The sequence below is a fragment of the Rhodopila sp. genome (assembly GCF_965277165.1).
GTDB lineage: Bacteria > Pseudomonadota > Alphaproteobacteria > Acetobacterales > Acetobacteraceae > Rhodopila.
Window position 1 is genome coordinate 1,182,528 of record NZ_CBDICE010000005.1, and the last position, 11,416, is coordinate 1,193,943.

Below are 11,416 nucleotides of genomic sequence, written 5' to 3' on the forward strand. Positions count from 1 at the left end.
TGGCGCGGAACCAGCGTAGTTACGCGGGTTGTTTGAATGCCGGCAGCACCCGCTGGGCGAAGAAGTCGATGACCCGAGCCTGGTCCGGTTGGCCGGAATGCACGTTGACGATGCTGACTCCGCTGTCAAACAACTGGCGCATCTTGTCGATGTGCACGGCGGGATCGGTGCCGATCGCCCATGACTTCTGGACTTCCGGGAGCGGCGTGCCGGCGTCGGCTTTCTGTTGGATTTCGGTCGGACTTCGGACGTTGTATAGCGTCTTGAAAGCCCTGGGGCCGAAACGCCAGAATTCAGCCGCCTGATCAGCGGCGTGGCGGTCGCCGACGACGACGTATTGCTCGACCAGGACGGGCATCTGGTCGGGGTTTTTGCCAGCGGCGCGGGCGGCTTCCCGCCACTCGGATTTGTGCTGCAGCCAGGACAGCGGGTCGGTGACCAGTCCGTCGCCATACTGGCCGGCCAGGCGCATCGATTTCTTGCCGTTGGCCGCCGTCAGCAGCGGGATCGAGGTGGTCGGTGGGTCGTACAGCCTGGCGTTGACGGTTTAGTATTTGCCCTTGAAGGCGACGTCCGGGCCGGACCAGAGGGTAGTGTCTCAGTTTGAAGGAATTGGTTCCTTCCAGACTTATCCAAAGATTGTATGCCTAGGGGGCTTGCCAAATCCGACGAATAGTTTGCTGTTTTCTATGATGCGCTTACAGGCCGGACTAGGGATGTGGGGCATCGCTCCACGGCTGGCTAGGCACTAGCGGCTTGCGCCAGTTATTCTTGGGATGCGAGAGGTCGCTTAACTTTCAGAAAGATATCAACGAGGCGTTCGGCGGCTTCGTAGGATGCGGCTTTGCCTAGGATTTCTATGCCACTTGCTGGCTGACGCTCGTCATACTCATAAATGAAGTAGCCAGTGTCATCTCCAAGCGCTTGCGCTTCACTGGCCTCATAAGCGTCAATCGAAACGGGGGAAATGCATACCTGCTTACCATCAGGGAGCAGAGACGAGAAAAGGACATGCCTCATGGATGATTCCCCAATTAAGTGGCGCGTAAATTTGCGCTCGCGTTGTTCGGTCTTGTTGTTTGGAGAGTATATGGCTGCGGACGCTGCGCCTCGCGAAACGCTGCTTCGCGACATGAAGTATCAGAAGATGGCGCCAACGCTGAACCACGATCGCATTCGCCGAGCGATTGCACGCTATCTCGCCAGTCCCACGCATGATTACCGCATCCTCGCATCCTGCCGAGAAACCCTTGAGCGCGAACGTGACGCTGCCGTAAATCCGCAGCGTCGAGAGAATCTCACGTTTGAGACTCGAGCGCTAGATGTTTTTGAACGCAGCCTGAATGGCCTAGGCATGACAGGTCTCAATTTTGAACTCGCGGCACCCTCGCCTGCCCTCAAGATCGGAGGGGTGTCTGTCAGCGTTCAGCCGACAGCCCACATCCGGGTTCGCCGCGCTCGCGGAGCCGATTTGATGGGAGCTATCGTGGTCGATACCGCGAAGGGGCAAACTCCCAAAACTGAACCAGCTAAACGGCGGACCAACAAAGCAATGTATTGTTCAGCGATCATGGTGCACCTATACTTGTTGCGGGAGTTCGCGGCAGATGATCCCAAGGCTTCTGCCGAGCATTCTATCATTTTCCACACCACGAGGCAGGATCGAGTTTGCGCACCAGATAACTACCAAAGAATGCTGCGAAACTTTGAAGCGGATTGTCGCGGAATCGAACGGGCTTGGCCTTATATCAGCCCTCCCCCAGGGTTTGACCCCGATTCCGACAGATACCTTCCGCGCTCGCGCGAAACGCGCGTGATCTAGCGGATGGCCAAATTCCACTTTGTCGAAGACTACGAGCGTCACGTCACCGCCTTAACTGCCGCTTATCCTATCGACGAGGCAATGTCCCTAGCAGTGGGCGGCCATTTCGGACTGATTGGCGCCATAGAGCTAGGCATCCTGCGGCACGTCGGCCTGAGGCCCGGTGCGTCCGTGTTCGATCTCGGATGCGGTAGCGGGCGGCTTGCCGTGGCGCTGAGCGACAGCGGCATTGTCAGTGAATACGTTGGAACCGACGTAGTGAAAGCGCTTTTGGACTACGCCGCGACGAAATGTCGGCCGGGATTTCGGTTCCTCTTGAACCGAGAACTGACAATTCCGATTCCGTCCAAGTCCGTCGATATCGCCTGTGCGTTCAGTGTCTTCACGCATCTGCTCCACCATGAGAGTTTCATTTATTTGGAAGAGATGCGTAGGGTGATCCGGCCCAGCGGCCGGATCGTGTTTTCTTTCCTGGAATTTGCCGAAGCGGGGCACTGGTCGATATTCGAGCAGACAGTTCGGACGCAGCGTGGTGGAGAAAATCCCCCTCTCAACCAGTTCATCGAGCGGAACGTGATTGAAGTCTGGGCTGCGCATCTCGGGCTAAAGCTCGAAACCATCATTGATGGCTCAACAGACACGGGGTCCGGCGCACTCGGCCAAGCCACCGCGGTTCTCAGTGAGAACCCTTGATTAAGTCATTGAGCCGCACTTTTTAAGATCGTACTGAACGTTTGGTGCAGAAGCCGACACAGTTAGGAGTAACGCGATGGCCTTATTCTGGCGTCGCGCCCGGTGTTGACATGCTGATAACGTAGTCCAACAGCTGTGCCTGACCGACCACATAGGCTGAGTACATGCTATCGAACGTTTCGTCGGAAGAATGTAGAACAGAAGCGCAACCGTCTCGTTGGATTTCCCAGCGAAATGGCGATTTGCCCGACCCAACTTTCGATCACGCGAACGATATCAACCACGTCCCAAAGCTCATGCACGACATTGGCCTTCATGGCTGGTGTGCATTTCAGCGTCATGTGAATCTTGCAGAAATTGTAGTGCATGAAGTGGAGCGCTACCGCGTGAGCGTGGTTCTCGGCCTTCTTGCTGAAAGCGTTGGTCAGCCGCGTGAACCGGCGCATGTGCATTCGCATTGTCAAGTTCTGTCGTTCAACATGGCTAGTGCTGATGTGTGCTTTGTTTGGATTGCCCGAAATGAGTTCCTTGGTGGCGCCTACGCATTCAGTCGGGGAATACCTCCGAGCAGCCTGAGCTTCCCCGTGCGGCGTAGCGTAATGCTTCACAAGCATCCCATAATCGACTTCCTCGAACGCGCCCATGACGGCGGTAATGTATGGCCGGTAGCCATCTGAGGTCAGTTGGATGCGCGTGGAGATACGCGCCTCTAAATCATAAATGAAGGTCCTGGCGGTCTCTGCATCGCGGCTCCCAACCATCCAAGACGGGACCAGCTTCGTGTCGGCGTCGATCGCAACAAACGTCCAAAGATCACCGGCCTGGTCGGGTGCGGCCTTGGCGGTTTCCACCTGCTTTGCCTTGGCGTAACAAAAAGCCCAAATTTCGTCGATCTGGACGCGGCGGCAGGTCAGATTGCGGAACGCCCTATCCTGATATTCCGAACAAGCCTTGCCCGCTGTCACTAGCAATGAGGTGACTGTGTTGATGCTTACGCCAGTTGTGCGAGTGATAGCGCGAAGGCTCATTCCCTCGACCAGAAGCTTGATGATCTCGACGCGCTTGGGGCGAGGAAGCTTGTTCATGGCCCAATACTAATACGTCCATGCTCGACCGGTCAAGCATAAGCTTCATTTTCAAAATAGGAGTTCCCAAGCAAGCGCGACGGTGCTATGCACCGTCGCTAGTTGGGCGTCTGGGTTTCGTGGACCACCACGAACCGTTCTTGACCGTGCGAGGTCTTGGGCGGTTCTTCGGTTTTCAGGGCCTTACCGATTCGGTGATCAGGGAATCGGCGAGCCCGATCTTCTCAGCATCTTCTCTCACAATCAGCGCGAATCGCGTGCGCAGTCCCGTCATAGCACACTCAGCCGTCTGTGCAACATCTGTGATGCGAGATTCGTTGGTCACGTTTGAGATGGCGCCGCGTTGAGGTTCGAGGTATACTATCTCTTCTGAAATGCCAGGATAGAGTGAGATGTCTGAAGAAGGTGACAAAGCGATCGAAAGGGCGCTTTCCAGGAGGAGGGAAATCCTGGAAGAGTTAAAACAGATAGACACGTTTGTAACGCTTTATAGGAAATACGCTGGTGCAGGTGTAGACACCACCAGCCTGGACCCTAATCAAATACAATCATCCCCAACGAATGAGGCATCTTTTTCTGGAACAGTGTCTGGTATCACAGCTCGTATTACAGCGGAAAACCCAGCTCCGAAGGGTATGCGGCAACATGAATTCGTGTCCTTTGTAAAGGAGATGCTTATAAAGCACGGGCGCCCGATGCAAGCTCACGAAATACTCGACAGTTTCCACGAGAAGGGCCGCCACGTCGGCGGATCCAATGAGACGTCCAATCTGAAAACAAAGCTCTGGCGTGCAAAAATGGAAATAACGACAATCCCAGGCTCCGGTTATTGGCCCTTGGATCTGGCATGCCCAGCGGTCAGTTATTATCCCCCGCATAATGCTGCAAAGGACGTAGCCTAGTTATTTCTGCCATCGTGTTGCAGCCGCCTTTTTCGCGATCTCAGACCGCCGCTCCTGCGAAAGCGCATTAGCCCGCGCTTCTCCGCCCTTCAAACCACCACGCCTGCCCAGTGATACGGCAGCAGCGTCTTTGCCGTCATCTTTCGGCACAGGCTCCGTTGCCTGCCCAGTCGCTAGGTCGACGATCAGCTTCGCAAGCTGGTTCGGGTCGCGAGGACGTTTGGGAGTGCGAGTCATATGCTCATACAACCCGAAAATGCGGTCTAGCAGTCGGATCTTGGCGCCCAGCTCTGATAGCCCCAAGGCGGACGGCTTGCTTGACCCAAGCCTCGGCGTCGGTTTGGGACGAAAAACCCTCGGCTTCCTGGATGAACTGGCCCAGCCGGGTGATGCGCACTCTGTAAAGGCCGGCGCCATCCTGGAACACGTGATACGTCGTGTCACTCATGATCCACCGGGCCGTTCTTGGTATCCAGAATAGTCGAAAGCCTGAAAGTTTGCATAAGTGCATCGTAGCACGCGGTCGGCTTAACCGCGAGCAAGTACCGTTGGGATTTTATTCAAACTGAGACACTACCGACCAGAGTTGGCGGATGACAGTGATGGCTTCGATCAGCCGGTCCCAGCGTTCCTGCCATTTCGGCCAGTTTCCGGTGCCGCCTGCTCGTTCAGCGCCTCGCCCGATCCGACTCCCAGAAAGATCCGACCGGGGTAGAGGTGAGTCAGCGTCGCAAACGCCTCGGCCACCACCGCGGGGTTGTAGCGCATCGTCGGGCAAGTGACGGTCGTGCCCATCCAGCCACGCGCCTGGGCGCCGAGCGCCCCCATGTTGACCCATGCCTGTCCAACATGGCCCTCGTTGGACTGCCAGGGCTGCATGTGGTCGCTGGTGGACAGCGCCTGGAAGCTGACGCGCGAGGCGTGGGCCCCGAGTTTGACCAGCTCGGCGGTGGGAAACTCCTCGCTGGCGAGCATGTAGCTGAACATGCCCTTGCGCAGGCCGCCGACTTCACGTGCGCCAGCCGCGGTTACGGCCGCGGCGGGTTGCGCATGGGCAGTGGTCAGGCCAACGCCGGTCGCACCCGCCAGTGCTCCAGTCCATTTCAGCTAGCTGCGCCGAGCGGGGGAAAACCCTGATGCGTGGTCGATCTGCATGGCATTCTCCGTTTGGTGCGTGCGCGTCAACGGGGTGTCCCGGGGTTCCCATGACCGGTCCACGCATCGCGATGTTTTTCAGCTCGACGAGCTCAGGCCTCGGCAGCCTGTGCCAGGATCTCGAATGAACGCTTGCGTGCGCCGGGATCGAAGATCTGCGTGGCGACCATGAGTTCGTCGGCGCCCGTGGAGGCGGCGAACGCGCGCAGGCCATCGCGCACGGTTTCCGGCCCACCGACCACAGAACACGCCAGGGAGTCGGCCAACATCGCCAGGCCGTAGCGATCGACCCCGGCCTCGAAGTCGTCGACCGGGGCCGGTAGTTTGCCCGGCCGGCCGCGGCGCAGGTTCAGGAACGCCTGCTGCAATGAGGAAAACAGCAACCGCGCCTCGGCATCGGTGTCGGCCGCAAACACATTCACCCCAAGCATGAGGTGCGGCGCGGCTAGATGCGGCGACGGTCGGAACCGATCGCGGTAGATGACAGCCGCATCCCTCATCTCATCCGGCGCGAAATGCGAGGCGAAGGCGTACGGCAGGCCAAGATGCGCCGCTAACTGCGCGCCGAACGTGCTGGAGCCAAGGATCCAGACCGCGACGTCCTCGCCAGCGCCGGGCACCGCACGTAGCGGCTGGCCCGGTTCGGCGGGGCGGAAATAGTGCATCAGTTCCACCACGTCGGAGGGAAACTGGTTCACGTCGGCCGCCAGGTTGCGCCGCATCGCCCGCGCCGCTAGCTGATCCGAACCAGGCGCGCGCCCCAGCCCAAGGTCGATGCGGCCGGGATGCAGCGCGGCCAGGGTGCCGAACTGCTCTGCGATCAGCAGTGGCGCGTGGTTAGGCAGCATGATGCCGCCGGCCCCGACCCGGATGTTGCGGGTCGCCACCGCGACATGGGCCAGTGCCACCGAGGTCGCCGCGCTGGCGATTCCCGCCATGTTGTGGTGCTCGGCCATCCAGTAACGCCGAAAGCCCAGGGTTTCGACGTGACGGGCGAGGTCGATTGAGTTGCGCAACGCCTGGCCGGCGTCGCTGCCCTCGGGAATCGGGGAGAGGTCGAGTACGGACAAGGGAACCATGTGCACAACATGGTGCGGGATGCGCCTGACAGAATATCGCGGTAGGGTCGAAATATGCATATCTCATTCGACAACAGCTATGCGCGCCTGCCGGACCGGCTTTACGCGCGCATCGACCCGACGCCGGTGGCGGCGCCGGCGCTGGTTCGGCTGAACCGCGCGCTGGCCGAGCAACTGGGGCTCGATGCGGGCGAGTTGGCGACTTCGGAGGGTGTGGCGGTGCTGGCCGGCAACCGGATTCCGGAAGGCGCGGAGCCGATCGCGCTGGCCTATGCCGGGCACCAGTTCGGCCATTTCGTGCCGCAGCTTGGCGACGGCCGCGCCAATTTGCTGGGAGAGGTGGTTGGGCCCGACGGGGTGCGCCGCGACATCCAGTTGAAAGGGTCGGGGCCGACGCCGTTTTCCCGCCGCGGCGACGGGCGCGCTGCGTTGGGCCCGGTGCTGCGCGAATACCTGATCAGCGAGGCGATGGCTGGGTTGGGGATTCCCAGCACTCGGGCACTGGCCGCGGTGACCACGGGAGAGACGGTGTGGCGCGAGACCAGGTTGCCCGGTGCGGTGCTGACGCGGGTTGCCGCGAGCCATATCCGGGTTGGCACGTTCCAGTATCTTGCCGCCCGAGGTGATCAGGACGGGGTGCGCCGGCTGGCCGATTACGCGATCGCCAGGCATTACCCCGATGCCGCGCTCGGCCCGGAGCCATACCGGGCATTGCTGGACGGGGTGGTCGCGCGGCAGGCTGCGCTGGTGGCGCAATGGCTGCTGGTCGGCTTCATCCACGGCGTGATGAACACCGACAACTGCTCGGTTTCAGGTGAAACGATCGATTATGGCCCTTGCGCCTTCATGGATGCCTATGATCTGGGCACGGTGTTCAGTTCGATCGATCATCAGGGCCGCTATGCGTATGGCAACCAGCCCAGGATCGCGCTGTGGAACCTGACCCGGCTGGCGGAGTGCCTGCTGCCGTTGCTTGACAACAACGAGGACACGGCGAAGCATTCTTTGCAGGCCTTCGCGGGGCAATTCGAAGCGGCGTATTTCGGCGGCCTGCGGCGCAAGATCGGGCTTTCCGGCGAACAAGAGGGCGACGATGACCTGACTCAGGACCTGTTGCGGCTGATGGCGGCGGACGCAGCTGACTTTACTCAAACGTTCCGTCGGCTGTGTGACGCGGCCGACAGTGGCGCGGCAGATGCGGCGGTGCGGTTCGGGGATGGCGCCGGGTATGACGGCTGGGTGCGGCGGTGGCGGGCCAGACTGGCGCGGGAGGTCGATCCGGGTGCGGCGATGCGGGCGGTGAACCCGGCGGTTATCCCACGCAACCATGTCGTCGAGGCGGCGCTGAGCGCGGCTGTCGAGCGGGACGATTTCGGGCCGTTCGAGACGTTGCTGGGCGTGCTGTCGCAGCCTTACCGGGACGACCCGGCACTGGAACAGTATACCCGTCCGCCGCAGCAGGAGGAACGCGTGCTGCAGACTTTCTGCGGAACGTGAGGCGGTTGGGACATGTTGCGGCTATTTAGCCGGCGCCACGACGAAGCACGCGACCGGATAGTCCGAGCGCCGTATTGACGACGGCGAGGTGGGTGAGAGCCTGGGGAAAATTGCCCGCCAAGTGTTTGGCCGGAACATCGTATTCCTCCGACAGCAGCCCGACGTCGTTGCACAGATCCAGGACACGGCCGAACTGTTCGACCGCCTCATCGTGCCGACCTTGTAACGACAGGCAGTCGGCCATCCAGCAGGAGCAGGCGAGGAAAGCGCCCTCTTCGGTCTTGCCGGGCTGAGATTTCATGCGTCGCACCAGGCCGCCCTCGGTGAGTTCGCGACGGATTGCCTCGATGGTGGCCGCCATGCGTGGTTCGTCGGCCGGCAGAAAACCGACGAGCGGCAGCAGCAGCAGGCTTGCGTCCAACTCCTGTCCGCCGAAATACTGAGTGAGAGTTCCGAGACCCTCGTTCCAGCCCTGGTGATACACCGTGTCGTGGATCGTCTGGCGCAGCGTCGCCAGGCGCGCCACGGTTGCCGGATCCGCATCGGCCCGACCCTCGTCGGATCGCAGGAACTGCAGCACGCGGTCGACGCCGACCCACGCCATCACCTGGGAGTAGGTGTGTCGGCGCGGTTGCGCGCGAGACTCCCATAAGCCGGAACCCGGAGTGTCCCAAACCTTCTCCAGATGCTCAATAATCTTGATCTGCGCGATCTTCTCTTGTGCGGAGACGGCGAGGCCGCCTTTACGAGCCAGGCTGAGGCAGTCGAGCACCTCGCCATAGACGTCGACCTGGTGCTGCGTTGAGGCGGCGTTGCCGACCCGCACCGGGCTGGCGTAGCGGTAGCCGGGCAGCGTATCGACAGTCCACTCGTTCAAGTGGCGCGCGCCATCGACCCGGTACATGATCCGCATGCGCGCCGGCGACCCGGCGATGGCGCGCAACAGCCAATCGCGCCAAGCCTCCGCCTCGTGGTGGAAGCCGGCGTTGAGCAGGGTACCGACGGTGAACGTTGCGTCGCGCAGCCAGCAGTATCGGTAGTCCCAGTTCATGTCTCCGCCCGGCGCCTCTGGCAGCGAGGTAGTGGGGGCGGCGACGAGGCCACCGCTGGGCTGGTATATCATCGCCTTCAGGGTGATCAGCGAGCGCTTGACCTCGGCCGGCCATTTCGTTCTGGTTTCGTCGAACTGGCCGATCCAGTCGCGCCAGTGCGCCTGTGTCGCGGTCAGCGCCACCTCGGGGTCGATCGGTTCCGGCGCCGGCTGCGACGCGGGGCCGTAGCTCAGCACGAAGCAGGCGCGGTCACCGGGTTCCACGGTGAACTCCGACTCCTGGCATTGCTGTTCCACCTTGATCGGCACCGACGCGCGCAATGCCACCAGATCGGGACCGATCCGGGCGATCGCGCCGTCGTTTGTCGCTTCGCACCAGGGCGGCAGCGAGCCGTAGTCGAAGCGCATGCGGACATCGGACCGCATGTGGACGCTGCCGCGCAGCCCAACGACGATACGCACCAGCGACGAGAACGTCCGCCGCGGTGGCATGAAGTCGATGAGGCGGACGGCCCCATGCGCGGTCTCGATGTCGGTTTCGAGGACCAAGGTGTCGGTCTGGTACCGTCGTGTGGTGGACTGCACCTCGGCAAGCGGCGCCATGCGCCAGCAGCCGTTTTCGGGTGTTCCGAGTAGCGCGGCGAAGCAGGCGTCGTCGTCGAACCGTGGCCAGCACAGCCAAGCAACCGAACCGTCGCGGTTGATGAGCGCCGCCGTCTGTTGGTCGCCGACCATGGCGTAGTCTTCGATTTGGCCACTCATGACGGCTGGTCCGTTCACTATGTTTGTCCGGTGTTCATTCGGCGCCGCTGTGGCCCGACATCAGATGGGGGCGCTGTGCCGTTGGGCCGTCATCAAACATTGAGCCGTTTGGCTATTTGATGTAGTGTCGCAACAAGACCGATAGCCGCCGCGGCGAAGAACGCGCTGCGGTGTCGGTCGGTGAACATCTCCCAGCTTCCCGAACGAGCCCTCTCGTCGAAACGCCCGTGCGCGCCGTAGGGACCCGGAACAGGCTCGAAAAGATTCGCCGGGGCGTCCGGTCCAGTTGGCTCGTGCGACAATTGGCCGGAGTAGCCAGCACTGGCCAAATACTTGTCGATCAGGCCCGGAGCGATACGATTGGCGAGGATCGCCTGTACCGTCGGGTAGCCAACCCAGACGTCACGCCGGCGATGCGTGGCCGCGAAGAAGATCGCGCGTGCCGGTACTTCGGGTTGATAGATCGGCGCAACCGGCTTGGCGCGCCGTCCCATCTTGTTCAACGCCCAGTTGAACTGCGGCGTGTTGACGGCCGGCAAATCGACCATGGAAATATGGATGTCGAGTCCGTCATGGATGATCTCGGAGCGCAGGCTGTCGGTGAAGCCACGGATTGCCGCCTTGGCCCCGCAATAGATCGACTGTAGCGGGACGGACCGGTAGGCCAGCGCCGAACCAACGTTGACGATGGTGCCGCGATTGCGGACGCGCATCCGAGACAGCGCCGCCATCATGCCGTGCACCTGGCCCAGATAGGTGACCCGGGTGCCACGCTCCACTTCTTTTGCCGTCAGCTGGCTGACCGGAGCGAACACCGTCGCCATTGCGACATTGACCCAGACGTCGATCGGGCCGAGTTCGGTCTCGACCTTCGTGGCGGCCGCCTCTACCGCGTCGGCGTCGGCGACGTCGGTCGAGATTGGCAGGGCACGGATTCCGTGGCGGCTTATTTCGTCGGCGGCCCGGTGCAGCCTGTCGGTGTCGCGCGACAGCAGCGCCACGTCGTATCCCTGGCGTGCGAACTCCTCAGCGGTTGCTCGGCCTACGCCGGCGCCGGCACCTGTGACAACGACCACTTTCTGCATCGCTTCGCTTCCTTCGAAATTGGACAATGTGGGGCATCGGTACTATCGAGCGCCGTGATGAGGGCTGAGCGGCGATCGGCGATATTGTTGATGGACGCGGTCAGCGGACGGAGAGGTACAAAACGCTCACGTAGCAGGTGGGAGCGCCACGCCACGCTCGCCTAATTACTATGATATTTTAATGAGCGCGTCATTCAACCCTCGGATCAAACCCACGTTGTCCTATTATGAAAAGTTAACAGCTCGGGGTCAGCGCCGTTACCGCTGTGCCGTTTAGCAGAACGG

The 11,416-nt window shown here is 61.2% G+C and carries 11 protein-coding genes; 4 read left to right on the top strand and 7 right to left on the bottom strand.

From position 1 onward, the window contains the following. Positions 1-19: 19 nt before the first annotated feature. Positions 20-532 (bottom strand): LLM class flavin-dependent oxidoreductase, encoded by a 513-nt coding sequence (locus ACQY4Y_RS06155; protein WP_428490743.1) that lies wholly within the window; start codon positions 530-532, stop codon positions 20-22. A gap of 233 nt (positions 533-765) precedes the next feature. Next, positions 766-1,020 (bottom strand): hypothetical protein, encoded by a 255-nt coding sequence (locus ACQY4Y_RS06160; RefSeq protein WP_428489670.1) that lies wholly within the window; start codon positions 1,018-1,020, stop codon positions 766-768. Here ACQY4Y_RS06160 and ACQY4Y_RS06165 point away from each other — a divergent pair. Both ACQY4Y_RS06165 and ACQY4Y_RS06170 read left to right on the top strand, forming a co-directional pair. Then, positions 1,019-1,822, top strand: coding sequence for a hypothetical protein (locus ACQY4Y_RS06165; protein WP_428489671.1), 804 nt, complete (start codon positions 1,019-1,021; stop codon positions 1,820-1,822). The genes ACQY4Y_RS06160 and ACQY4Y_RS06165 overlap by 2 nt on opposite strands. Positions 1,823-1,825: 3 nt before the next feature. Next, entirely contained in the window at positions 1,826-2,515 is a 690-nt protein-coding gene (locus ACQY4Y_RS06170) for a class I SAM-dependent methyltransferase (RefSeq protein WP_428489672.1), read from the top strand. 167 nt (positions 2,516-2,682) lie between these two features. Here ACQY4Y_RS06170 and ACQY4Y_RS06175 read toward each other — a convergent pair whose 3' ends face one another. Further along, on the bottom strand, positions 2,683-3,600 hold the full coding sequence (locus ACQY4Y_RS06175; RefSeq protein WP_428489673.1) for an IS1 family transposase: 918 nt from the start codon (positions 3,598-3,600) through the stop codon (positions 2,683-2,685). A gap of 392 nt (positions 3,601-3,992) precedes the next feature. On the opposite strand from ACQY4Y_RS06175, the gene ACQY4Y_RS06180 reads away from it, so the two are divergent. Continuing rightward, on the top strand, positions 3,993-4,502 hold the full coding sequence (locus ACQY4Y_RS06180) for a hypothetical protein (RefSeq protein WP_428489674.1): 510 nt from the start codon (positions 3,993-3,995) through the stop codon (positions 4,500-4,502). A 612-nt stretch (positions 4,503-5,114) separates the two neighbouring features. Here ACQY4Y_RS06180 and ACQY4Y_RS06185 read toward each other — a convergent pair. Both ACQY4Y_RS06185 and ACQY4Y_RS06190 read right to left on the bottom strand, forming a co-directional pair. Further along, positions 5,115-5,489, bottom strand: coding sequence for an LLM class flavin-dependent oxidoreductase (locus ACQY4Y_RS06185; protein WP_428489675.1), 375 nt, complete (start codon positions 5,487-5,489; stop codon positions 5,115-5,117). A 260-nt stretch (positions 5,490-5,749) separates the two neighbouring features. Further along, on the bottom strand, positions 5,750-6,736 hold the full coding sequence (locus ACQY4Y_RS06190) for an LLM class flavin-dependent oxidoreductase (RefSeq protein ID WP_428489676.1): 987 nt from the start codon (positions 6,734-6,736) through the stop codon (positions 5,750-5,752). Between the two features lie 54 nt (positions 6,737-6,790). Between ACQY4Y_RS06190 and ACQY4Y_RS06195 the strand changes: the two genes are divergently transcribed. Beyond that, positions 6,791-8,233: a protein adenylyltransferase SelO gene (locus ACQY4Y_RS06195; RefSeq protein WP_428489677.1), complete on the top strand. Its 1,443-nt coding sequence runs from the start codon at positions 6,791-6,793 to the stop codon at positions 8,231-8,233. A 25-nt stretch (positions 8,234-8,258) separates the two neighbouring features. Here the strand turns inward: ACQY4Y_RS06195 and ACQY4Y_RS06200 are convergent, their stop codons facing one another. Next, on the bottom strand, positions 8,259-10,046 hold the full coding sequence (locus ACQY4Y_RS06200; RefSeq protein WP_428489678.1) for a glycoside hydrolase family 15 protein: 1,788 nt from the start codon (positions 10,044-10,046) through the stop codon (positions 8,259-8,261). A gap of 92 nt (positions 10,047-10,138) precedes the next feature. Next, positions 10,139-11,131, bottom strand: coding sequence for an SDR family oxidoreductase (locus tag ACQY4Y_RS06205; RefSeq protein ID WP_428489679.1), 993 nt, complete (start codon positions 11,129-11,131; stop codon positions 10,139-10,141). Between the last annotated feature and the right edge of the window lie 285 nt (positions 11,132-11,416).